Genomic DNA, 22,915 nt, shown 5'->3' on the forward strand with positions numbered 1-22,915 from the left:
ATGAACATACCGATCATCCCCTCCGTCGTGCCTGCCGCACGGTCTGTACCGGCAGAGCGATTCCCGTTCAGCGCTTCCCCGCAAGGCTGGTATGCCGTGGCGTGGGTCGATCATCTCGAACCGTCTTCCATCACCCCGGCACGGCTGTGCGATCGCGATATCGTCATCGTTCGCACGGCTTCGGGAAAGCTGGCGGTCTATGACGCGCACTGCCCGCATCTGGGCGCACACCTGGGCTACGGTGGCGTCGTCGAGGGCGAGCACGTGCGCTGTCCATTCCATGGCTGGGAATACGACGGGCGCGGGCGCTGCAGCAAGATTCCGTTCGTGGACGGGCCGATGAAGGTCGGTCTGCGCGAATGGCCTACGGTGGTGAGAGGCGGGATGTTGCAAGCCTGGTTCAATGCCCAGGGCAACCCCCCGGTATGGACGCCGCTGGAGGCCGATCACCAGGGGTGGACGCCGCCGATGCACGGCCCGGACTGCGCCTGGAATTTGCGTGCGCATGTGCAGGACATCGCGGAAAACGGCGTCGACGTCGCCCACTTCACGACGGTGCATGGCGCCCAGGCCATTGGCGAGCTGAACGATGTCCGGTTCGAAGGTGCCCTGGCGCGGTGGACGTCGATCAGCGCCAGCGAGCTGAGCGGCAAGCCTTCGATCGCCGTCGCGCAGGTGGTGCTCGATGCGCTGGGTCTGCACCGCGTGCAGGTGCAGATCGACGACGGCAAGCTGGCGTTTCGCAGCTTCCTGTACGTGACGCCGGTGGCCGACGGGCGGATCGACATTCGCATGACCGTCTCGGTGAAGCAGACCGGGGATGTGCGCAAGGATCGGATGCTCGTCAAGTACCTGGTGCCGCGGCTGACCAGCGAGCTGGCCAAGGATTTCGACATCTGGGAGCACAAGGTCTACATCGAGCGCCCGCCGCTGAGTCGGGTCGATGGTCCGATTCGTCACTTCCGGGCCTGGGCGCGCCAGTTCTACGCGTAGGCCCGGCCTCTCAACCCTCGACCGCCACGGGCGGATCGTCGTTCAAGGATGAAAACGAGCAATGAAAACCCCTAGTGAGTGCCAAGGGCTCGCGGATGTTCGCGTGGGCATCGATACCCTCGATCGGCAGATCATCGAGCGCCTTGGGCTGCGCATGCAGTACGTCAAGGCCGCGTCGCGCTTCAAGCCCGATCTGGAGAGCATTCCGGCGCCGGATCGCGTCGCCCGCATGCTGCCGCAGCGGCGTGAGTGGGCTGCCGACGCCGGGCTGGATCCCGAGTATGTCGAGCAGCTCTTCAGTGGCTTGATCGACTGGTACATCCGTCAGCAGATGGCCTATTGGCAGAGCCAACGGCAGGAGCAGGCCTCATGATGGGGGTCGACGAGAAGGGCTGGGACGCCTGGCGCGGCCTGCTCGAGCAGGCGCGCCAGCGTGCGACCTCGCGAGGGCAACCCGTCCTGGCGAGCCTGGCGCTGGCGACTCCACGCCCCGATGCATACGCCTGTGTCGCCAGGGCCGAAGCCTCGAAGCTGACCTATGCCTTGCTCGACACGCGGGCGCCCGATCGCTTGCTGTTCGGTGTCGGCTGCGCCGCCGAACTGCGCGAGCGGCCGGAGACTGCCTTGGGCGCCATGGGCGGGCAGTGGCGACACTGGTTGGAAGACCGCGTGCAGGAGGGCGACGTCGGCCCCCTGCTGATGGGGGGCGCGCGTTTCGATCCGCTGTCGCAGCGTGCGCCGCACTGGGAAGATTTCCCCGCCGCCGTCATGACCCTGCACGCCGTGCAATGGTCCTGCCAGGCCGAGAACGCCTGGCTGCTGCTGCAGGCCCGGGTCGCCCAGGACAGCGACATCGAAGCGCTGATCGACGAGCGCCGCGGCCTGCTGGCCTGCTTGGGCGAACCCGCCTTCGATCCGCCGTTCAGTGCCCATCTGGCCTTGGAGGCCGACCGTGATTCGATGCCGCGTCGGGCGTGGGAGGCCATGGCTGACCAGGCGGTGCGCCGCATTCGCGCGGGTGATCTGCGCAAGGTGGTGCTGGCGCGTCATGTTCAGCGCACGCATACCGCGCCCATCGACGTGGCCAGCGTGTTGCGCCGCTTGCGGACACGCGACAGCGATGCCCATGTGTTCGCCGTGAGCCGTGGACGCAGTTGCTTTCTCGGTGCGACCCCCGAGCGCCTGGCGCACCTGGAGCGGGGTGTGGTCCACACCCATGCTTTGGCAGGCACGGCCCCGCGCGGTAGCGATGCGCAGACCGATCGGCAGCTCGGGCAAGCCTTGATGGACTCGCCCAAGGAGCGCGAGGAGCACGACCTGGTCGTGCGCACGATCGTCGAGGGCCTGAAGCGACTGGGCGGCCGCGCCATGGCCATCGACCCTCCGCAACTGCGCAGGCTGGCCACGTTGCAGCACCTGACCACCCCATTACAGGCAGGCCTAGACGAGCAGGTCGGCGTGCTGGACGTGGTCGAGCAGTTGCACCCGACGCCTGCGGTGGCCGGCCTGGCGCTGGCGCCCGCATTGTCGTTCATTCGCGAGCACGAGGGGCTGGACCGCGGCTGGTACGCAGGCCCGTTGGGCTGGATGGATGAGCACGCCCAGGGCGATTTCGTCGTCGCTTTGCGCTCGATGCTGGTCCGCGCTCACGCCACCTACCTGTTCGCCGGCTGCGGCGTGGTGGCCGACTCCGTCCCTGAGGCAGAGTTTCAGGAAACCCAACTGAAGCTGTCCGGCATGTTCAAGGCGTTGCAGTCGCAGCCGCAACCCACGCCCAGTGCCACGCCGGCATGATGATTCGCCCGCTGACCGCGTCAAGAGGACACCTTCGATGCACATGGACCCTACGGTGAGCGCCCATCGCCACCACGCCCCCATGGTCGTACGCCGTTACCCCTTCGATCTGAAGGCGGCACTGGTCGGGAACTGGTACGGCGACGATCGTTTCCGCACCATCGTCGCCAATGCGCTGTCGATTCCGTTGCCCAGTGGGGAGCGCCTGTTCATCAAGGCGCTGCGGCACTACCTCGATCAGCTTGCTGATCCGGTGCTGCGTGACGCGGTGAAGGTGTTCTTCAAGCAGGAGTCCTCCCATACGCAGGAGCACGTCAGGTATAACCGGTGGGTCTGCGAGCACCGGGGCTATCAGCTCGAACCGATCGAAGCGACGTACAAGGACCATAACGAATACCTGTGCGAGCACGCCGATCCGCGTTTGCTACTGGCCACGACCGTGTGCATGGAGCACCTCACCGCCATCGTCTCGCACCTGCTGATCAGCGAACCACGCTGGTTGGCGCAGGCCGACCCGGTGGTGCGCGACTTCTGGCTGTGGCACTCGGTCGAGGAGGTCGAGCACAAGGCGGTGGCGTTCGATGTGTACGCGTGCACCTGCGCCGACAAGGCGTTCCTCGACCAGGTCATGCGCAGCACGGTCGTGCAGTTGGCCAAGAACCTGGAATTCACCGCCTGCCAGATGTACCGGATGGAAGGTGGACGGCCCCGCGAGATCCGCCAATGGTTGCGCGAAACCCCGTTCCTGCACGGCGAACATGGGCTTCTCACGGCGCTCATGGTGCATGTCGAAGATTTCTATCGACCCGATTTCCACCCCTGGGATCATGACAACGAAGCCTTGATCGCCCAGGTGTCCAGCCATCTCGAGCAGGCCTTCACCTGACCGCCTACGTGGCAAGGAGCCCGTCATCATGAACACGTTGCAAGCAGGCCGCGACCTGGCTGCCTATCTGCGCCTTCAGGCTCAGCGTACGCCGAAGGCGCCGGCCCTGATCGGGGAAGGGGAGTGCTGGCGCTACGAAACGCTGGATCGGCGCGTCGAGCAGCTGGCTGCGGAGCTGGTCGACCGGCTGGGCGAAGGACCCTGGCGGGTCGGTGTCCAGGTCGGCGAGCGGCGCTGGGGTGTGCTGGCCATGCTGGCCATCTTCCGTGCCGGCATGGTCTACGTCCCATTGGACCCGACGCTACCAGCGGCGCGTCGCGGCTACATGATCGACGATTGTGCGATGGCCTGTGTCCTGGTCGATGCCCAGAGCGAGGCCGACGACGTGTTTCGAGGCGAGCGTTCGTTACCCGTGTGGCGGATCGAAGGTGAGCACTCCACGCAGCGCACCCCGTTGGCGGAGCGGGTGTTCGACGAGGCGGCACCCGCCTATCTGTTGTACACCTCCGGCTCCACGGGGCAACCCAAGGGTGTCGAGATGACGCGGCGCGCCCTGTGCAACTTGATCGACCATCAGCTCGAAAGCGGTGGCGCCTTCACCCAGCCACTGAAGACCCTGCTGTTCGCCTCGCCGGGCTTCGATGTCTCGGTTCAGGAAGTCTTGAGCGCGGTGGCCTGCGGAGGTGTCCTGCATACCGTGCCGCCCGACGTACGGCAAGACCTGTCCCGGCTCTACGCGTTCATCCAGGCCAACGAGGTACAGCGCTGTTTCCTGCCCTACTCGGTGCTGCAGGCGCTGGCCATCGCCCACGAGCGTCGAGTGGGTGCCGAGGCGCGCGTGTGTCAGGTGATCTCGGCGGGCGAGGCGCTTCAATTGACGCCGCAGATCATCGATTGGCTGCAGGGGTGTGGTTGCGAACTGATCAATCATTACGGCCCCACCGAAACCCATGTCGTCACCCAGTACCACAGCACGCGTCCCTTGAATCAGTGGCCGAGCCGTGTACCGATCGGTCAGCCCATCGCGAACGTGCAGGCCTTCGTGCTCGATGCACAGTTGCAGGTGATGCCCGAGGGCGCCGAGGGCGAGCTGTGCCTGGCCGGCGTCTGCCTGGCCAACGGCTACGCCGGGCGTGCGGAAGAAACCGCGCGTCGCTTCCCCACCTGGCGGTCGCCCGAAGGCGAATCCCTGCGGCTCTACCGGACGGGCGATCGGGTGATGCGCGACGCCTCAGGCGACCTGTTGTACCTGGGGCGGATGGACACGCAAGTCAAGATCAACGGGCAGCGTGTCGAGCTGGCGGAAATCGAGGCCAACCTCAAGCGTGACCCTACGGTGCGCGAGGCGGTGGTGCTGGCCGATTCGCTGACGGGGCACGCTGACGGCCAGTTGCTGGTGGCGTTCATGCTGTACGCATCCGCTCACCCTGGCGAACCGGACGCCACGCCCCTGGCGCGCATCGCGCCCTGGGTCGAGGCGCTGCCGGTGTACATGAGGCCGCAGCGGGTCGTGGTGATCGATCGACTGCCCCTGACTACCAACGGCAAGGTCGACCAGCGCGCGCTCCTGGCGCTGTCGCAGGCACCGCGTGCGGTGCAGGCGAGCCTCAGTGCCGAGCAGGCGCGAGTGGCGCAATTGTTCGCCCGGTTGTTGAAAGTGACCGTGACCGATGCCGACATGGATTTCTTCGCCCAGGGCGGCAACTCGTTGCTCGCCATCCGCTTCGTGCAACTGGTCGAGCGCGAGTGTGGCGTACGCCTGGACATGACCGCGTTTCTCAGCCAGCCGACCATCGCCCATGTGGCCACCTATCTCTGACATCGAGGACCTTATGAACACACATCGCGTGGTTGTCACCGGGCTGGGCCTGAGCACGTCGCTCGGGCGCGGCACGCACACCAACTGGCAAGCCCTGATGGCCGGCGCCAGCCATATCCAGTACAGCGCGCGGTTGGCGCCCGGGTCGATTCGTACGCGTTTCGCCGCAGTCGACGAGCGTTTCGAGCACGAACCCAACCCGCGCGTGGTCATCGAGACCTACCTGCGCGAAGTCGTGGCCGAAGCCACCGCCAGCAGTGGGCAAGCGGGCTTCGATCGGATGTATTACAGCCTGCCGAACGGCATGTACTACTGGTCCCAGCGCTTGCGTGACCAGGCGCACCCACGTACCGACAACGCCTTCTTCGCGCTGTCGTCGGAAGAGTCGCTCAGCAGTGAGTTCGCCCGCGCCTATCAGTTGCGCGAATACCCCGCCGTCGTCGCCACAGCCTGCGCGTCTTCCGCTTCGGCGCTGCAACTGGGGTATGAGGCCATCGCCCATGGGCTGGCCGAGCGAGTCATCGTGGCGGCGTCGGACAGCTCGATCTATGACGAGACCGTGACCAAGTTCAACAACCTGTCGGCGCTGTCCACCCGCAACGAGTCGCCCGAAACGGCCTGCCGGCCGTTCAGCGAGGACCGCGATGGCTTCGTGATCGGCGAAGGCGGTGCCTGCCTGATCCTGGAAAGCGAAGCCAGTGCAGCGGCACGCTTGGCGCCGGTCCTGGCGCGGTTCTCGGGGTGCGCCAGCACGACCGACAACGTCCACCGTACCAAGGGCGATCCGACCGGCAGCGGCATGCGCGACTGCATGCGCCTTGCCGTGGAGCGCGCCGGGTTGCAACTGGGTGACATAGACTGCATCAACGCCCATGGCACCAGCACGCCGGAGAACGATCGGATGGAGGCGCTGGTGATCGCCGAGCTGTTCGCGCATCGACCCTGGGTGACGTCGGTCAAGTCCATGGTGGGGCATACGGTGCATGCTGCGGGTGTCGTGGAGGCTGCCGTCTCGGTGCTGAGCCTGATGCATGACGCCGTGACACCGACGCTGCATTACGACGGCAGCCTGGACGCACAGGGCGTGCGTGTCGCCGGTCAGGCGCAGAGCGGGGTCGCGCTGACCCATGTGTTGTCCAACTCCTTCGGTTTCGGCGGGCAGAACGTGTCGTTGGTGTTTTCCAGCGTCGACGCTGGGGTGGGCGCATGACGACGCACGTGTTCGAGGTGCGTGGGCGCTGCCAGCGAGAACCGTGGCGCCTGAGTGGTCTGGACAGGATGGTCGAGTCCTGGGCCGACTACCTGCTCGTGTACCCCTATTGCATCGAAGGTGGCGTCTTCGCCGAACACCTGGCCAAGGCCTTGGACCTCAATCCCTATTTCGCCGGGCGCAAGATGACCCTGGACCAGGGCATGGTCGTCAGCGGGGGGAACGAGGGCGCGCGCCTGGAGCAGGTCCGGGTCTCGGGCATGCTGCCCGACGGTGTGCTGATGGGGCGGTACGATCAGTTCGATCCCTTCTGTGACCGGACGCGCCGTGAACAGCATCGACGCTCGAAGACCAGCTTGAAGCAGCCGTTGCTGCAGATTCGCCTGAGCGTTTTCGACGATGCGACGGTGATCGGTTTCAGCGTATGGCACGGTCTGAGCGATGGCACGACCTTCTTCGAGTTCCTCGAGCGGCTGGCCGAGTGTTGCCAGGGGCGGGGCACGCCGGTGCGTCTACCGGTGTTCGAGCCGTTCCAGGCGGCTCCCGGCGCGGTGCCAGAAGGCGCCCTGGTCGACCGCTGGCAATACCCCGACGCCGTGCAGCAATCGCCCGTCTTCGCCGAGGGCGCCTTTACCTTGCACGAGGCGGATATCGATCGTCTGCTGGAAGGTTGCGTCTGTCCAGGCTTCATGCGCCAGGACTACCTGATCGGTTACCTGTGGCGCCTGATCGTCATGACCGACACGCTCGAAGCAGGCGAGCGTACAGCGCTCTATCCGGTCTATGACGCGCGACAGCTCATGGACATGAGTCCGGCGCAGGTCGGCAATCTGCTGTGCTACCCCACCGTGGCACTGCGCGCAGGCCAGGTGCGTGAAGCCGGTCTGGCCGAACTGGCGAGCCACATCCGCGACGCGGCGACCGCTCGTGTGCTCGACAGCGACACCCTGCAAGAGGAATTGCAGGCCATTTGCGCGCAAGTGGAGTCAGGCGGGCAGGGCCGTTACCTGCTGCAACCCCTCTACGAAAGCCTGTATGGCCATTCGGTGCTGTTCAACAACCTGACGGGCATGCCTTGGCAACGGTTCGACCTGGGGCAGGGCGCGCCTGTGCACGTCGATGTGCCCATGCACGACCCGCTGCGTTTCGTACAGTTCTTCCCTTGCCTGTCCCGCCCAGGCGCCCTGACTGTCAAGGTCAACCTCCCCGAATCCCACCTGCACCGTTTCCGCGACCGTTTCAACCAGGAACTCCAGTCATGAAATCCCATGTCGATCCCGCGACCTTCGCGCATTACCTGGGCCTGGGCGCGCTGCCGGCGACCACCCTGGTCGACTGTCTCGAGCAGTGGAAAACGCGCTATGGCGATCGTCTCGCCCTGAAGGACGAGCACGGCACCCTGACCTATGCCCAGCTTGCGGAGCGTTCCGATGCCCTGGCGATCGACCTGCGTGCACGAGGCCTGCGTGCCGAGGACACCGTCATCGTGCAACTGCCCAATGGCACGGGCTTCTTCGTGACGCTGTTCGCCGTCATAAAGCTGGGTGCGGTAGCGGTCCTGGCGCTGCCGGGACACCGTCAGTACGAACTGATCGGGCTTCAGGACGTCGCACAGGCCAGGATGTACATTGCCCAACGCCAGCTCGGTGATTTCGCCTACTCGGTGCTGGCCGACGCATTGTGCGAAAACGGGCTGCCCGAAACGGGCGTGGTGTACCTGGACGACATTCCCGAGACTGTCTGGCGACAGTCAGGCGAGCGGCTGACGGCTGTTACGCCCGCACCGGACGACGTGGCGTTCCTCCTGTTGTCAGGCGGTACCACGCAGGTGCCCAAGCTGATTCCGCGCACGCATGCCGACTATGCCTACAACATCACGGCCATGGCGCAGGCCTGTGGCTTGAACGCCGATAGCCGGTATCTGTGCGTGGTGCCTGCGGCGCACAATTTCGCGCTCGGCTGCCCTGGCGTACTGGGCGTCCTGACGGCGGGTGGGCAAGTCCACCTGCAGGCACAGCCCGATATCCTGCAACTGTGCGATGTGTTGCACAATGAGCGCATCACGGTGACGTCGTTGGTGCCTTCGCTGGCCGAGTTGCTCATCGAGTACCTGGACATGACGGGGCAGCGCTTCGACGCGCTCACGCTGGTACAGGTCGGTGCGGCACGTTTCTCGAAAACGTCGGCGCAACGCCTGAAAACGCTGCTCGACTGCGAGCTGCAGCACATCTATGGCATGGCTGAAGGCCTGTTGTGTTTCAACCGACCCGAGGATGACGAACGTGCCAAGCGCGACACCCAGGGTCGTCCGTTGTCGCCCTTCGACGAACTGCGAGTCGTGAACGAGCAGGGCGACAGGGTAGCGCCCGGTACCGTGGGCGAGCTTCACGTGCGTGGGCCTTATACCATCCGGGGGTACCATGCGCGGCCTGAAGTGAATGCCGCAGCCTTCGATGAACAGGGCTTTTATCGTACCGGCGACTTGGTCTGCCTGGACGAGGCGGGCAACGTGACGGTGGTGGGGCGGATCAAGGAGCAGATCAACCGAGGTGGGGAAAAGTACTCGCCGTCCGACATGGAAAAGCTGATGGTCGATTGGGCGCGAATCGGCGAATGCGCCGTGGTCGGATTCGAGGATCGACAGCTGGGCGAGCGGGTCGTCTATTTCATTCGCCCACTGGGCGCGCCGCCTACCCGCCGAGAGGTGTGTGATTATCTGCACTCGCTCGGACTTGCCGATTTCAAGTACCCTGATGCCGTCGTGGTGCTGGAACAGATGCCGCTGACGGCTGTCGGCAAGATCGACAAGAAGCGGCTGGCGCTGACCTACGCTTGACCGGGCATGTCCCGTCGACCGCAGACGCAAAGCAAAAGGCCCGCACAGTCATCTGTGCGGGCCTTTTTGGCTGCGACGTGACGCTTAGCCTTTGCGCTGCTCCAGCGGCAGGATGTCACGCTGCGCTTCGCCCGTGTAGAGCTGGCGCGGACGCCCGATCTTGTAGGGGCTCGAGAGCATCTCCTTCCAGTGCGAGATCCAGCCGACGGTACGTGCCAGGGCGAAGATCACCGTGAACATGCTGGTCGGAATGCCGATCGCCTTGAGGATGATGCCGGAGTAGAAGTCGACGTTCGGGTACAGCGAGCGCTCGATGAAGTACGGATCGGTCAGGGCGATCTCTTCCAGGCGCATCGCCAGTTCCAGCTGCGGGTCGTTCTTGATGCCCAGCTCGCCCAGGACTTCGTCGCAAGTCTGCTTCATCACGGTGGCGCGCGGGTCGCGGTTCTTGTAGACCCGGTGGCCGAAGCCCATCAGCTTGAACGGATCGTTCTTGTCCTTGGCCTTGGCGATGAAGGTGTCGATGTTCGAGACATCGCCGATTTCATCGAGCATGGTCAGCACCGCTTCGTTGGCACCGCCGTGCGCCGGGCCCCACAGCGCGGCGATGCCGGCGGCGATACAGGCGAACGGGTTGGCACCGGACGAGCCGGCCAGGCGGACCGTGGAGGTGGAGGCGTTCTGCTCATGGTCGGCGTGGAGGATGAAGATCCGGTCCATCGCCTTGGCCAGCACCGGGCTGATCGGTTTGATCTCGCACGGGGTGTTGAACATCATGTGCAGGAAGTTTTCCGCGTAGGTCAGGTCGTTGCGCGGGTACATCATGGGCTGGCCCATGGAGTACTTGTAGACCATCGCCGCCAGGGTCGGCATCTTGGCGACCAGGCGTACCGCGGAGATCTCGCGATGCTGCGGGTTATTGATGTCCAGCGAGTCGTGGTAGAACGCCGACAGCGCGCCGACCACACCGCACATCACCGCCATGGGGTGGGCGTCGCGCCGGAAGCCGTTGAAGAAGGTCTTCAACTGCTCGTGCACCATGGTGTGGTTCTTCACCGTGCTGACGAACTGGGCCTTCTGCTCGGCGTTGGGCAGTTCGCCGTTGAGCAGCAGGTAGCAGGTCTCGAGATAGTCGGACTTCTCTGCCAGTTGCTCGATCGGGTAGCCACGGTGCAGCAGGATGCCCTTGTCACCGTCGATGTAGGTGATCTTCGATTCGCACGACGCCGTCGCCATGAAGCCCGGGTCGAAGGTGAAGTGACCCGTCGCCCCCAACCCGCGGACGTCGATGACATCGGGACCAACGGTGCCGGTTAAAATGGGCAGTTCGACGGGGGCTGCGCCCTCGATGACCAACTGCGCTTTTTTGTCAGCCATGCGGCCTCCTATTCAATGCTTGAAATCATCAGACAGCCCCCCACGCAGGGCCCGCATCACTATAGAGGGATAAATCCGATTGTCAATTTGCCTAAAGACAGGTTGAAACCCTTGTGCGGCAAGGTTTTTTCACGAAATTGCCGGCCATTTACGCCATTTGCCGAGTAAAGGCAATGCGCTCTTCGGGCTAGGCCGCCACGTTGTCATTAGTAACCTAACTGTCTATACTCGACAGCCGACCGCCAGGGGCTAGCAAGCCCGTTCCGCTGGGGGTCGCCGTTCCCTGGGTGGTGGGTACCTGACCAGTACACTTACCAACAACCTTGCCCTGTTCGCTAGGGGCTCTTCAGTGTGAAAAAAGCCGTGAAAAGCCAACGACCTGTAAACCTAGACCTAAGGACCATCACAGTCCCGATCACTGCTGTAACCTCATTTCTTCACCGCGTATCCGGCATCATCGTCTTCCTGGGCCTCGGCTTCATGCTCTTCGCGTTGAGCACGTCGCTGCAGTCCGAAGAAGGCTTTGCCGAGGTGAAGGGTTACCTGAGCAGCCCTCTGGCCAAGTTCATCGCCTGGGGTCTGCTGTCCGCCTTGCTGTATCACCTGGTGGCCGGCATTCGCCACCTGATCATGGACATGGGCGTGGGTGAAACGCTCGAAGGTGGTCGACTGGGCTCCAAGCTCATCGTCGCCATTTCCCTGGTATTGTGCGTATTGGCGGGAGTCTGGATATGGTAACCAACGTCACCAACCTGTCGCGTTCGGGCCTCTACGACTGGATGGCGCAACGTGTTTCGGCGGTCGTTCTCGCGGCGTACTTCATTTTTCTGTTCGGCTACCTGGTCACGCACCCTGGGCTCGACTACGCCCAATGGCATGCGCTGTTCTCGGGCAACCTGATGCGCATCTTCAGTCTGCTTGCCTTCGTGGCCCTGGGCGCGCACGCCTGGGTCGGCATGTGGACCGTCACTACCGACTACCTGACGCCGCTGGCGATCGGCAAGTCGGCGACGGCGGTGCGTTTCCTGGCCCAGGCCATCTGTGGTATCGCGATGTTCGCGTACTTCGTCTGGGGCGTACAGATTCTCTGGGGTATCTGATTCATGGCTAGTCTTCCAACCATTTCCTTCGACGCCATCATCATCGGTGGCGGCGGCGCCGGCATGCGCGCGGCGCTGCAACTGGCCCAGGGCGGCCACAAGACCGCCGTGGTCACCAAGGTCTTCCCGACCCGTTCGCACACCGTGTCCGCCCAGGGCGGCATCACCTGCGCGATCGCCTCGGCCGACCCGAACGACGACTGGCGCTGGCACATGTACGACACCGTCAAGGGCTCCGACTACATCGGTGACCAAGACGCCATCGAATACATGTGTCAGGAAGGCCCGGCCGCGGTCTTCGAGCTGGACCACATGGGCCTGCCGTTCTCGCGCACCGAGACCGGCCGCATCTACCAGCGTCCGTTCGGTGGCCAGTCCAAGGACTTCGGCAAGGGCGGCCAGGCCGCACGGACCTGCGCAGCCTCCGACCGTACCGGTCACGCGCTGCTGCACACCCTGTACCAGGGCAACCTGAAGGCCGGCACTACCTTCCTGAACGAGTACTACGCGGTCGATCTGGTGAAGAACCAGGACGGCGCGTTCGTCGGTGTGATCGCGATCTGCATCGAAACCGGCGAAACCATGTACATCAAGGCCAAGGCCACGGTACTGGCTACCGGCGGTGCGGGTCGTATCTACGCCTCGACCACCAACGCCCTGATCAACACCGGCGACGGTGTCGGCATGGCGCTGCGCGCCGGCGTGCCGGTGCAGGACATCGAGATGTGGCAGTTCCACCCGACCGGCATCGCCGGCGCCGGTGTGCTGGTCACCGAAGGCTGCCGTGGTGAAGGCGGTTACCTGATCAACAAGCACGGCGAGCGCTTCATGGAGCGTTACGCGCCGAACGCCAAGGACCTCGCCGGTCGCGACGTCGTGGCCCGCTCGATGGTCAAGGAAATCATTGCCGGCAACGGTTGTGGTCCGGATGGCGACCACGTCATGCTCAAGCTCGACCACCTGGGCGAGGAAGTGCTGCACAGTCGCCTGCCTGGCATCTGCGAGCTGTCCAAGACCTTCGCCCACGTCGACCCTGTCGTCGCACCGGTCCCGGTCGTTCCGACCTGCCACTACATGATGGGTGGCGTGGCCACCAACATCCATGGCCAGGCGATCACCATGGACGCCAACGGCGTCGACCAGATCATCCCGGGCCTGTTCGCCGTCGGCGAAGTGGCGTGCGTATCGGTCCACGGCGCCAACCGCCTGGGCGGCAACTCGCTGCTCGACCTGGTGGTCTTCGGCCGTGCCGCGGGTCTGCACCTGGAAAAAGCCCTGAGCGAGGGCGTGCAGTACCGTGACGCCAGCGACACCGACGTCGACGTGGCGCTGAACCGTCTGGCCAAGCTGAACGAGCGCACCACCGGCGAAGACGTCGCCAGTCTCAAGCGCGAGCTGCAGAGCTGCATGCAGAACTACTTCGGTGTGTTCCGCACCGGCGAGTACATGCAGAAGGGCATCGCCCAGCTGCAAGGCCTGCGCGAGCGCATCTCGAACGTCAAGATCAACGACAAGTCGCAGGCGTTCAACACCGCCCGCATCGAAGCGTTGGAACTGCAGAACCTTCTGGAAGTCGCAGAAGCTACCGCCATCGCGGCCGAAACCCGTAAGGAGTCCCGCGGCGCCCATGCCCGTGAAGACTTCGAAGACCGTGACGACGAAAACTGGCTGTGCCATACCCTGTACTTCCCCGGGGAGAAGCGGGTTGCCAAGCGTGCAGTCAACTTTGCGCCGAAGACCGTTCCGGCCTTCGAACCTAAAGTCCGGACTTACTAAGGGTGGCTACCATGTTGAAAGTCGAAGTTTATCGTTACAACCCGGATACCGACACCGCGCCCAAGACGCAGGTGTTCGACGTCGACACTGGCGGCAAGGACCTGATGGTGTTGGACGTACTGGCGCTGATCAAGGAGCAGGACGAAGGGTTCTCCTACCGTCGCTCCTGCCGTGAAGGCGTCTGTGGCTCCGACGGCATGAACATCAACGGCAAGAACGGCCTGGCCTGCATCACGCCGCTGTCGGCCGTGGTCAAGGGCAACAAGCTCGTGCTGCGTCCGCTGCCGGGCCTGCCGGTGATCCGCGACCTGGTCGTGGACATGAGCATCTTCTACAAGCAGTACGAGAAGGTGAAGCCGTTCCTGCAGAACGACACGCCAGCCCCGGCCATCGAGCGTCTCCAGTCGCCCGAAGAGCGCGAGAAGCTGGACGGTCTGTACGAGTGCATCCTGTGCGCCTGCTGCTCGACCTCGTGCCCGTCGTTCTGGTGGAACCCCGACAAGTTCCTCGGCCCTGCCGCGCTGCTGCAAGCCTACCGCTTCCTGGCCGACAGCCGTGACACCAAGACCCAGGAGCGTCTGGCGTCGCTCGACGACCCCTTCAGCGTGTTCCGTTGCCGCGGCATCATGAACTGCGTGAACGTCTGCCCCAAGGGTCTGAACCCGACCAAGGCGATCGGCCACGTGCGTAACATGCTGCTGCAAAGCGGTACCTGATCGATCCGCAGTACCTGCAAGACACCGACGCGCGGGGGATGAACCCGCGCCGAGGTGAAACCCGGGCATGGGCCCATAAGGCCCCGCTCATTACCCATGAAGCTATGAGACCAGCAGGGGCTTCCGGGCTGGTACCCGGAAATCTGCAGGATCCTCGGTGGCGTGATTGAGCCGCTGTACTCGGGCTTTTTCAGGCGTTCCCTGGCTCTTGTCGATCGTCCCCTAACCGAGGGTGACCAAGCATGCAAGAAAGCGTGATGCAGCGCATGTGGGAAAGCGCCCACCTTTCAGGTGGTAACGCTGCATATGTGGAAGAGCTCTATGAGCTTTACCTGCACGACCCTAACGCCGTGCCAGAAGAGTGGCGCACTTACTTCCAGAAGTTGCCCGCCGAAGGCAGCACCGCTACCGATGTTCCGCACTCCGCGATCCGTGACCATTTCGTGCTGCTGGCGAAGAACCAGCGCCGCGCCCAGCCGGTGTCTGCCGGGAGCGTGAGCAGTGAGCACGAGAAGAAGCAGGTCGAGGTGCTGCGACTGATCCAGGCCTTCCGCATGCGCGGCCATCAGGCTGCAAAACTCGACCCGCTGGGGTTGTGGCAGCGTCCTGCGCCTGTTGACCTGTCGATCAATCACTACGGCTTGACCAATGCCGACCTTGATACGACCTTCCGTGCCGGCGACCTGTACATCGGCAAAGAGGAAGCGAGCCTACGCGAAATCATCGAGGCTCTCGAGAAGACATATTGTCGCACCATCGGCGCCGAGTTCGCTCACATCGTCGATTCCGAGCAGCGCAGCTGGTTCCAGCAGCGCCTGGAAAGCGTGCGTGGCCGTCCTGACTACTCCGCCGAGGTGCAGAGCCACCTGCTCGAGCGCGTGACCGCCGCCGAGGGCCTGGAAAAGTACCTGGGCACCAAGTATCCGGGCACCAAGCGTTTCGGCCTCGAGGGCGGCGAAAGCCTGATCCCGATGCTCGACGAGATGATCCAGCGCTCCGGGTCCTACGGCACCAAGGAAGTGGTCATCGGCATGGCCCACCGTGGCCGTCTCAACGTGCTGGTCAACACCTTCGGCAAGAGCCCTCGCGAGCTGTTCGACGAGTTCGAAGGCAAGAAGATGAACGAGCTGGGCTCCGGTGACGTGAAATACCACCAGGGCTTCTCCTCCAACGTGATGACCACCGGTGGCGAAGTCCACCTGGCCATGGCCTTCAACCCTTCGCACCTGGAGATCGTCTCGCCAGTGGTCGAAGGGTCGGTCCGTGCCCGCCAGGATCGCCGCAACGACCGCGTCGGCGACAAGGTCCTGCCGATCACCATCCACGGCGACGCCGCGGTGGCGGGGCAGGGTGTGGTCATGGAAACCTTCCAGATGTCGCAGACCCGCGGTTTCAAGACCGGCGGCACCGTGCGCATCGTGATCAACAACCAGGTCGGTTTCACCATCAGCAACCCGCAGGACTCGCGTTCCACCGAATACTGCACCGACGTCGCCAAGATGATCCAGGCGCCGATCCTGCACGTGAACGGCGATGATCCGGAAGCGGTGCTGTTCGTCACCCAGCTGGCCATCGACTACCGCATGCAGTTCAAGCGCGACGTGGTCATCGACCTGGTCTGCTACCGCCGCCGCGGCCACAACGAGGCCGACGAGCCGAACGGTACGCAGCCCTTGATGTACCAGCAGATCGGCAAGCAGCGCACCACGCGCGAGCTGTACGCCGAGGCGCTGATCACTGCAGGTCGCATCGAGGCCGAGCGTGCCCAGGCCAAGATCGACGACTACCGCAATGCGCTGGACAACGGCCTGCACGTGGTCAAGAGCCTGGTCAAGGAACCGAACCGCGAGCTGTTCGTCGACTGGCGCCCGTACCTGGGTCACACCTGGACCGCTCGCCACGACACCCGCTTCGACCTCAAGACCCTGCAGGACCTGTCCGGCAAGCTGCTGACGCTGCCCGACGGCTTCGTCGTCCAGCGCCAGGTCTCGAAGATCTACGAAGACCGCCAGAAGATGCAGGCCGGTGGCCTGTCGATCAACTGGGGCTACGCCGAGACCATGGCCTACGCGACCTTGCTGTTCGAAGGTCACCAAGTGCGCATCACCGGCCAGGACGTCGGCCGCGGCACCTTCTCGCACCGCCACGCCGCGCTGCACAACCAGAAGGACGCCAGCACCTACCTGCCACTGCAGAACCTCTTCCCGGGCCAACCGAGCTTCGAGCTGTACGACTCGTTCCTGTCCGAAGAAGCGGTGCTGGCCTTCGAGTACGGCTATTCGACCACCACGCCGAACGCGTTGGTGATCTGGGAAGCGCAGTTCGGCGACTTCGCCAACGGCGCCCAGGTGGTGATCGACCAGTTCATCACCAGCGGCGAGCACAAGTGGGGTCGTCTGTGCGGCCTGACCATGCTGCTGCCACACGGCTACGAAGGGCAGGGGCCGGAGCACTCCTCCGCGCGCCTGGAGCGCTACCTGCAGCTGTGCGCCGAGCACAACATCCAGGTCTGCGTCCCGACCACGCCCGCGCAGATCTATCACCTGCTGCGTCGTCAGGTCATCCGTCCGCTGCGCAAGCCGCTGGTGGTGCTCACGCCCAAGTCGCTGCTGCGTCACAAGCTGGCGGTCTCGACCCTCGAAGACCTGGCCGAAGGTTCGTTCCAGACCGTGATCCCGGAAGTCGACACCCTCGACCCGGCCAAGGTCGAGCGCCTGGTGCTGTGCAGCGGCAAGGTCTACTACGACCTGCTGGAAAAACGTCGTGCCGAAGGTCGTGAAGACACGGTCATCCTGCGCATCGAACAGCTGTACCCGTTCCCCGAGGACGACCTGGTCGAGATCCTCGCGCCCTACACGCAGCTCAAGCATGCGGTGTGGTGCCAGGAAGAGCCGATGAACCAGGGCGCCTGGTACAGCAGCCAGCACCACATGCGCCGCATCCTGAACCGCCTCGATCCGTCGCTGGTTCTGGAATATGCCGGCCGCGACGCCTCCGCCGCGCCTGCCTGTGGTTACGCTTCGATGCACGCCGAGCAGCAGGAACGCCTGCTGCAAGCCGCCTTCACTGTCTGATGCTTCGCACAAGAAACCGTATTTAAGGAAACCTGAGAATGGCTATCGAGATCAAAGCCCCAACCTTCCCGGAATCGGTCGCCGACGGCACCGTTGCCACCTGGCACAAGCAGCCGGGCGAAGCGGTCAAGCGCGACGAACTGATCGTCGACATCGAGACCGACAAGGTGGTGCTGGAAGTCCTGGCGACCGCCGATGGCGTGCTGGGTGACATCGTCAAGGGCGAGGGCGACACCGTCCTGTCCGACGAAGTCCTGGGCTCGATCGTGGAAGGCGGCGCTACCGCCGCCCCTTCGGCTGCACCGGCCGCCGCGCCTGCCGCTGCGCCGAGCGCCGCTGCCGAAGCGGGCGAAGACGACCCGATCGCGGCACCGGCCGCGCGCAAGCTGGCCGAAGAGAACGGCATCGACCTGGCGACCGTGAGCGGTACCGGCAAGGGCGGTCGCGTGACCAAGGAAGACATGGTCGCGGCCATCGCCAACAAGAAGTCGGCGCCGGCACCGGCTGCCAAGCCTGCCGCACCTGCCTCGGCACCGGTGGTCACCAGCGGTGGCGACCGGACCGAGAAGCGCGTGCCGATGACCCGTCTGCGCGCCAAGATCGCCGAGCGCCTGGTCGAGGCCCAGTCGAACATGGCCATGCTGACCACCTTCAACGAAGTCGACATGACCGAAGTCATGGCGCTGCGTTCGAAGTACAAGGACCTGTTCGAGAAGACCCACAATGGCGTACGCCTGGGCTTCATGTCGTTCTTCGTCAAGGCGGCCACCGAGGCGCTCAAGCGCTTCCCGGCGGTCAATGCCTCGATCGATGGCAACGACATCGTCTACCACGGTTATGCCGACGTCGGTGTGGCCGTGTCCAGCGACCGTGGCCTGGTGGTACCGGTGCTGCGCAATGCCGAGCAGATGAGCCTGGCCGAGATCGAGAACGGCATCGCCACCTTCGGCAAGAAGGCCCGTGACGGCAAGCTGGCCATCGAAGAAATGACCGGTGGTACCTTCACCATCACCAACGGTGGTACATTCGGCTCGATGATGTCCACGCCGATCGTCAACCCACCTCAGGCGGCGATCCTGGGCATGCACAACATCATCCAGCGTCCGATGGCGGTCAATGGCCAGGTGGTCATCCGTCCGATGATGTACCTGGCGCTGTCCTACGACCACCGCCTGATCGACGGCAAAGAGGCCGTGACCTTCCTGGTGACCATCAAGAACCTGCTGGAAGATCCGTCCCGCCTGCTGCTGGACATTTAATCTCAGAGCGGCAAGCTTCGAGCGGCAAGCTGCAAGTGGTGCCCTGTGCCGTTACCGCGCATGGCAAGCCACTCGGTTTGCAGCTTGCCGCTTGCGGCTCATAGCTTGAAGCTGAAAAGGAATCCCTTATGACCCAGAAATTCGACGTGGTAGTGATTGGTGCAGGTCCTGGCGGCTACGTGGCTGCCATCAAGGCCGCCCAACTCGGCCTGACCACTGCCTGCATCGAGAAGTACACCGACGCCGACGGCAAGCAAGCGCTGGGCGGTACGTGCCTGAACGTGGGTTGCATTCCTTCCAAGGCCCTGCTGGACAGCTCCTGGAAGTACAAGGAAGCCAAAGAGAGCTTCAACGTGCACGGCATCTCCACCGGTGAAGTGAAGATGGACGTGCCGGCGATGGTCGGCCGCAAGGCCAACATCGTCAAGAACCTCACCGGCGGCGTCGCCACGCTGTTCAAGGCCAATGGCGTCACCTCGATCCAGGGCCACGGCAAGCTGCTGGCCGGCAAGAAGGTCGAAGTCACCAAGCCTGACGGTTCCACCGAGATCATCGAAGCCGAAAACGTGATCCTGGCCTCCGGCTCGCGTCCGATCGACATTCCACCGGCGCCGGTCGACCAGAAGGTCATCGTCGATTCCACCGGTGCCCTGGAATTCCAGCAGGTGCCACAGCGCCTGGGCGTCATCGGTGCCGGCGTGATCGGCCTGGAGCTGGGTTCGGTCTGGTCGCGCCTGGGCGCACAGGTCACCGTGCTCGAAGCCCTGGACACCTTCCTGATGGCCGCTGACGCTGCCGTCTCCAAGGAAGCCCAGAAGATCCTCACCAAGCAGGGCCTGGACATCAAGCTCGGCGCCCGCGTGACCGGTTCCCAGGTCAACGGCGACGAAGTCGAAGTGACCTACACCGATGCCAACGGCGAGCAGAAGATCACCTTCGACCGCCTGATCGTGGCCGTCGGCCGTCGTCCGGTGACCACCGACCTCTTGGCCAGCGACAGCGGCGTGGACATCGACGAGCGTGGCTACATCTACGTCGACGACCAGTGCGCGACCAGCGTCCCGGGCGTCTACGCCATCGGTGACGTGGTGCGTGGCCTGATGCTGGCGCACAAGGCCTCGGAAGAGGGCATCATGGTCGTCGAGCGCATCAAGGGCCACAAGGCTCAGATGAACTATGACCTGATCCCGTCCGTGATCTACACCCACCCGGAAATTGCGTGGGTCGGCAAGACCGAGCAGACCTTGAAGGCCGAAGGCGTTGAGGTTAACGTGGGTACCTTCCCGTTCGCGGCCAGCGGCCGTGCGATGGCGGCCAACGACACCGGTGGTTTCGTCAAGGTCATCGCCGATGCCAAGACCGACCGCGTACTGGGCGTTCACGTGATCGGCCCATCGGCTGCAGAGCTGGTGCAGCAGGGCGCGATCGCCATGGAATTCGGCACCAGTGCCGAGGACCTGGGCATGATGGTCTTCTCCCATCCGACCCTGTCCGAAGCGCTGCATGAAGCCGCGCTGGCGGTGAATGGCGGTGCCATTCACGTTGCCAACCGTAAGAAGCGTTAATCATAAGAAACCACGGCGGTCTGCCCGTCGTGAGTCTTGCGTGCATGACTCACCGCGGAATGTCCGCCGGATCGGGCCCGAGGCACTGGCCGAGGGTTAACGGTCACAGGTGGTGCGGCCCCAGCGATGGGGCAGCGCCGAAGCGCAGTACTAACGAAGACGGTAAAAAGCATGAATCTTCACGAGTATCAGGGTAAGCAGCTGTTCGCTGAATACGGCCTGCCAGTTTCCAAGGGTTTCGCGGTCGACACCCCTGAAGAAGCCGCAGAAGCCTGCGACAAGATCGGTGGCAGCGAGTGGGTCGTCAAGGCTCAGGTCCACGCCGGTGGTCGCGGCAAGGCGGGCGGCGTCAAGCTGGTCCGTAGCAAGGAAGACGCCAAGGCGTTCGCTGCACAGTGGCTGGGCAAGAATCTGGTGACTTACCAGACCGACGCCAACGGCCAGCCGGTATCCAAGATTCTGGTCGAATCCTGCACCGACATCGCCAAGGAACTGTACCTGGGCGCGGTCGTCGACCGTTCGAGCCGTCGCATCGTGTTCATGGCCTCCACCGAAGGTGGCGTGGACATCGAGAAAGTCGCCCACGACACCCCCGAGAAGATCCTCAAGGCCACCATCGATCCACTGGTCGGCGCTCAGCCGTTCCAGGGCCGTGAGCTGGCGTTCCAGCTGGGTCTGGAAGGCAAGCAAGTCACCCAGTTCGCCAAGATCTTCGTCGGTCTGGCCAAGCTGTTCAAGGATCACGACCTGGCCCTGCTGGAAGTGAACCCGCTGGTGATCAAGGCCGATGGCGACCTGCACTGCCTCGATGCCAAGATCAACATCGACGCCAACGCCATGTACCGTCAGCCCAAGCTGAAGACCTTCCACGACCCGTCGCAGGACGACGCCCGCGAAGCCCACGCCGCCAAGTTCGAACTGAACTACGTCGCCCTCGAAGGCAACATCGGCTGCATGGTCAACGGCGCTGGCCTGGCCATGGGGACCATGGACATCGTCAACCTGCACGGCGGCAAGCCGGCCAACTTCCTGGACGTCGGCGGTGGCGCCACCAAGGAACGCGTGACCGAGGCCTTCAAGATCATCCTGTCCGACAGCAATGTCGCGGCCGTGCTGGTCAACATCTTCGGCGGCATCGTTCGCTGCGACATGATTGCCGAAGGCATCATCGGCGCCGTGAAAGAAGTCGGCGTCAAGGTACCGGTTGTCGTCCGTCTGGAAGGCAACAACGCCGAACTGGGCGCTAAAGTACTGGCAGAAAGCGGTTTGAACATCATTGCTGCAACCAGCCTGACCGACGCTGCTCAACAAGTTGTCAAAGCTGCGGAGGGCAAGTAATGAGCGTCCTGATCAATAAAGACACCAAGGTCATCTGCCAGGGCTTCACCGGCTCGCAGGGCACCTTCCACTCCGAACAGGCCATCGCCTATGGCACCCAGATGGTCGGCGGCGTGACCCCGGGCAAGGGCGGCACCACTCACCTGGGCCTGCCGGTGTTCAACACCGTGAAAGAAGCCGTCGAAGCCACGGGCGCCGACGCTTCGGTCATCTACGTACCGGCTCCGTTCTGCAAGGACTCGATCCTGGAAGCGGCCCTGGGCGGCATCAAACTGATCGTCTGCATCACCGAAGGCATCCCGACCCTGGACATGCTGGACGCCAAGGTCAAGTGCGACGAACTGGGCGTGACCCTGATCGGTCCGAACTGCCCAGGCGTCATCACCCCGGGCGAGTGCAAGATCGGCATCATGCCAGGTCACATCCACCTGCCGGGCAAGGTCGGTATCGTGTCGCGCTCCGGCACCCTGACCTACGAAGCCGTCAAGCAGACCACCGACGCCGGCTTCGGCCAGTCGACCTGCGTCGGCATCGGCGGTGACCCGATTCCAGGCTCGAACTTCATCGACATCCTGAAGCTGTTCCAGGAAGACCCGAAGACCGAAGCGATCGTCATGATCGGTGAGATCGGCGGTTCGGCCGAAGAAGAAGCGGCGGCCTACATCAAGGCCCACGTGACCAAGCCCGTCGTGTCCTACATTGCCGGTGTGACTGCACCTGCCGGCAAGCGCATGGGCCACGCCGGCGCGATCATCTCCGGCGGCAAAGGTACGGCCGACGAGAAGTTCGCCGCCCTGCAGGACGCCGGTGTGAAAACCGTCCGTTCGCTGGCCGACATCGGCAAGGCCCTGGCCGAGCTGACTGGCTGGCAAGCCAAGCACTAAGCAGCACCCCCACGCAGTCGAGAGGCCACCTTCGGGTGGCCTTTTGCGTTTGGGCGTGAGCCACAAGGTATGAGCTGCAAGTTATTAGCTACAAGCTGCAAGCGGACGGTAGTGCGGTTCGTTAGGTGTTGACAGGATGTTGATGCGGCGCTGACGCTCTGGCTTGCAGCTTGCAGCTTGCAGCTTGCAGCTTGCAGCTTGCAGCTTGCAGCTTGCAGCTTGCAGCTTGCAGCTTGCAGCTTGCAGCTTGCAGCTTGCAGCTTGCAGCTTGCAGCTTGCAGCTTGCAG

The 22,915-nt window shown here is 63.8% G+C and carries 19 protein-coding genes; 17 read left to right on the top strand and 2 right to left on the bottom strand.

Annotated elements, in window-relative coordinates; all coding sequences use genetic code 11:
• The 8 genes from G7007_RS15900 (at position 1) to G7007_RS15935 (ending at position 9,538) form a co-directional block, all read left to right on the top strand.
• Positions 1-993 (top strand): Rieske 2Fe-2S domain-containing protein, encoded by a 993-nt coding sequence (locus tag G7007_RS15900; RefSeq protein ID WP_181103165.1) that lies wholly within the window; start codon positions 1-3, stop codon positions 991-993.
• A 61-nt stretch (positions 994-1,054) separates the two neighbouring features.
• Complete coding sequence (locus tag G7007_RS15905) at positions 1,055-1,366, top strand: isochorismate lyase (protein ID WP_181103167.1); 312 nt, start codon at positions 1,055-1,057, stop codon at positions 1,364-1,366.
• A complete protein-coding gene (locus G7007_RS15910) occupies positions 1,363-2,787 on the top strand; it encodes an isochorismate synthase (RefSeq protein ID WP_181103169.1) in 1,425 nt (474 codons plus the stop codon). The genes G7007_RS15905 and G7007_RS15910 overlap by 4 nt, the downstream gene beginning before the upstream one ends.
• A 37-nt stretch (positions 2,788-2,824) precedes the next feature.
• On the top strand, positions 2,825-3,673 hold the full coding sequence (locus G7007_RS15915) for a metal-dependent hydrolase (RefSeq protein ID WP_181103171.1): 849 nt from the start codon (positions 2,825-2,827) through the stop codon (positions 3,671-3,673).
• A 28-nt stretch (positions 3,674-3,701) separates the two neighbouring features.
• Positions 3,702-5,492, top strand: a complete 1,791-nt coding sequence (locus G7007_RS15920) for a non-ribosomal peptide synthetase (RefSeq protein WP_181103173.1) — start codon at positions 3,702-3,704, stop codon at positions 5,490-5,492.
• 13 nt (positions 5,493-5,505) lie between these two features.
• On the top strand, positions 5,506-6,702 hold the full coding sequence (locus tag G7007_RS15925) for a beta-ketoacyl-[acyl-carrier-protein] synthase family protein (protein ID WP_181103175.1): 1,197 nt from the start codon (positions 5,506-5,508) through the stop codon (positions 6,700-6,702).
• Complete coding sequence (locus G7007_RS15930) at positions 6,699-7,964, top strand: acyltransferase (RefSeq protein WP_181103177.1); 1,266 nt, start codon at positions 6,699-6,701, stop codon at positions 7,962-7,964. The genes G7007_RS15925 and G7007_RS15930 overlap by 4 nt, the downstream gene beginning before the upstream one ends.
• Positions 7,961-9,538, top strand: a complete 1,578-nt coding sequence (locus G7007_RS15935; RefSeq protein WP_181103179.1) for a (2,3-dihydroxybenzoyl)adenylate synthase — start codon at positions 7,961-7,963, stop codon at positions 9,536-9,538. Before G7007_RS15930 ends, G7007_RS15935 begins: the two co-directional genes overlap by 4 nt.
• A gap of 84 nt (positions 9,539-9,622) precedes the next feature.
• Here the strand turns inward: G7007_RS15935 and gltA are convergent, their stop codons facing one another.
• Complete coding sequence (gene gltA / locus G7007_RS15940) at positions 9,623-10,915, bottom strand: citrate synthase (protein WP_181093634.1); 1,293 nt, start codon at positions 10,913-10,915, stop codon at positions 9,623-9,625.
• A gap of 363 nt (positions 10,916-11,278) precedes the next feature.
• Between gltA and sdhC the strand changes: the two genes are divergently transcribed.
• The 9 genes from sdhC to sucD all read left to right on the top strand — a co-directional run bounded on the left by sdhC (position 11,279) and on the right by sucD (position 22,627).
• A complete protein-coding gene (gene sdhC / locus G7007_RS15945) occupies positions 11,279-11,653 on the top strand; it encodes a succinate dehydrogenase, cytochrome b556 subunit (RefSeq protein WP_085987431.1) in 375 nt (124 codons plus the stop codon).
• Complete coding sequence (sdhD, locus tag G7007_RS15950; RefSeq protein WP_181103181.1) at positions 11,647-12,015, top strand: succinate dehydrogenase, hydrophobic membrane anchor protein; 369 nt, start codon at positions 11,647-11,649, stop codon at positions 12,013-12,015. The genes sdhC and sdhD overlap by 7 nt, the downstream gene beginning before the upstream one ends.
• Before the next feature lie 3 nt (positions 12,016-12,018).
• Positions 12,019-13,791 carry a succinate dehydrogenase flavoprotein subunit gene (gene sdhA, locus G7007_RS15955; RefSeq protein WP_060394216.1) on the top strand — a complete coding sequence of 591 codons (1,773 nt, stop codon included), beginning with the start codon at positions 12,019-12,021 and terminating at the stop codon, positions 13,789-13,791.
• 11 nt (positions 13,792-13,802) lie between these two features.
• Complete coding sequence (locus tag G7007_RS15960; RefSeq protein ID WP_060394215.1) at positions 13,803-14,507, top strand: succinate dehydrogenase iron-sulfur subunit; 705 nt, start codon at positions 13,803-13,805, stop codon at positions 14,505-14,507.
• 242 nt (positions 14,508-14,749) lie between these two features.
• Complete coding sequence (locus G7007_RS15965; protein ID WP_181103183.1) at positions 14,750-17,581, top strand: 2-oxoglutarate dehydrogenase E1 component; 2,832 nt, start codon at positions 14,750-14,752, stop codon at positions 17,579-17,581.
• Positions 17,582-17,619: 38 nt separating this feature from the next.
• Positions 17,620-18,840 (top strand): 2-oxoglutarate dehydrogenase complex dihydrolipoyllysine-residue succinyltransferase, encoded by a 1,221-nt coding sequence (gene odhB, locus G7007_RS15970; RefSeq protein WP_181103185.1) that lies wholly within the window; start codon positions 17,620-17,622, stop codon positions 18,838-18,840.
• A gap of 128 nt (positions 18,841-18,968) precedes the next feature.
• Positions 18,969-20,405: a dihydrolipoyl dehydrogenase gene (lpdA, locus tag G7007_RS15975; protein ID WP_181103187.1), complete on the top strand. Its 1,437-nt coding sequence runs from the start codon at positions 18,969-18,971 to the stop codon at positions 20,403-20,405.
• Between the two features lie 171 nt (positions 20,406-20,576).
• On the top strand, positions 20,577-21,743 hold the full coding sequence (gene sucC / locus G7007_RS15980; RefSeq protein ID WP_181093640.1) for an ADP-forming succinate--CoA ligase subunit beta: 1,167 nt from the start codon (positions 20,577-20,579) through the stop codon (positions 21,741-21,743).
• Entirely contained in the window at positions 21,743-22,627 is an 885-nt protein-coding gene (gene sucD / locus G7007_RS15985) for a succinate--CoA ligase subunit alpha (RefSeq protein ID WP_181093641.1), read from the top strand. Before sucC ends, sucD begins: the two co-directional genes overlap by 1 nt.
• An 84-nt stretch (positions 22,628-22,711) precedes the next feature.
• On the opposite strand, the gene G7007_RS22020 is transcribed toward sucD, so the two are convergent.
• Positions 22,712-22,915 (bottom strand): hypothetical protein (locus G7007_RS22020; RefSeq protein WP_219859125.1); only part of this gene is annotated, 204 nt, incomplete at its 5' end.

The organism is Pseudomonas entomophila, from assembly GCF_013523125.1.
GTDB classification, from domain to species: Bacteria; Pseudomonadota; Gammaproteobacteria; order Pseudomonadales; family Pseudomonadaceae; genus Aquipseudomonas; species Aquipseudomonas entomophila_B.

What these genes read in the sequence shown, in the direction of transcription:
- G7007_RS15900 (WP_181103165.1), top strand. Translation starts at nt 1, where the DNA reads ATGAACATACCGATCATCCCCTCCGTCGTGCCTGCCGCACGGTCTGTA.
- G7007_RS15905 (WP_181103167.1), top strand. Translation starts at nt 1,055, where the DNA reads ATGAAAACCCCTAGTGAGTGCCAAGGGCTCGCGGATGTTCGCGTGGGC.
- G7007_RS15910 (WP_181103169.1), top strand. Translation starts at nt 1,363, where the DNA reads ATGATGGGGGTCGACGAGAAGGGCTGGGACGCCTGGCGCGGCCTGCTC.
- G7007_RS15915 (WP_181103171.1), top strand. Translation starts at nt 2,825, where the DNA reads ATGCACATGGACCCTACGGTGAGCGCCCATCGCCACCACGCCCCCATG.
- G7007_RS15920 (WP_181103173.1), top strand. Translation starts at nt 3,702, where the DNA reads ATGAACACGTTGCAAGCAGGCCGCGACCTGGCTGCCTATCTGCGCCTT.
- G7007_RS15925 (WP_181103175.1), top strand. Translation starts at nt 5,506, where the DNA reads ATGAACACACATCGCGTGGTTGTCACCGGGCTGGGCCTGAGCACGTCG.
- G7007_RS15930 (WP_181103177.1), top strand. Translation starts at nt 6,699, where the DNA reads ATGACGACGCACGTGTTCGAGGTGCGTGGGCGCTGCCAGCGAGAACCG.
- G7007_RS15935 (WP_181103179.1), top strand. Translation starts at nt 7,961, where the DNA reads ATGAAATCCCATGTCGATCCCGCGACCTTCGCGCATTACCTGGGCCTG.
- gltA (WP_181093634.1), bottom strand. Translation starts at nt 10,915, where the DNA reads ATGGCTGACAAAAAAGCGCAGTTGGTCATCGAGGGCGCAGCCCCCGTC.
- sdhD (WP_181103181.1), top strand. Translation starts at nt 11,647, where the DNA reads ATGGTAACCAACGTCACCAACCTGTCGCGTTCGGGCCTCTACGACTGG.
- sdhA (WP_060394216.1), top strand. Translation starts at nt 12,019, where the DNA reads ATGGCTAGTCTTCCAACCATTTCCTTCGACGCCATCATCATCGGTGGC.
- G7007_RS15960 (WP_060394215.1), top strand. Translation starts at nt 13,803, where the DNA reads ATGTTGAAAGTCGAAGTTTATCGTTACAACCCGGATACCGACACCGCG.
- G7007_RS15965 (WP_181103183.1), top strand. Translation starts at nt 14,750, where the DNA reads ATGCAAGAAAGCGTGATGCAGCGCATGTGGGAAAGCGCCCACCTTTCA.
- odhB (WP_181103185.1), top strand. Translation starts at nt 17,620, where the DNA reads ATGGCTATCGAGATCAAAGCCCCAACCTTCCCGGAATCGGTCGCCGAC.
- lpdA (WP_181103187.1), top strand. Translation starts at nt 18,969, where the DNA reads ATGACCCAGAAATTCGACGTGGTAGTGATTGGTGCAGGTCCTGGCGGC.
- sucC (WP_181093640.1), top strand. Translation starts at nt 20,577, where the DNA reads ATGAATCTTCACGAGTATCAGGGTAAGCAGCTGTTCGCTGAATACGGC.
- sucD (WP_181093641.1), top strand. Translation starts at nt 21,743, where the DNA reads ATGAGCGTCCTGATCAATAAAGACACCAAGGTCATCTGCCAGGGCTTC.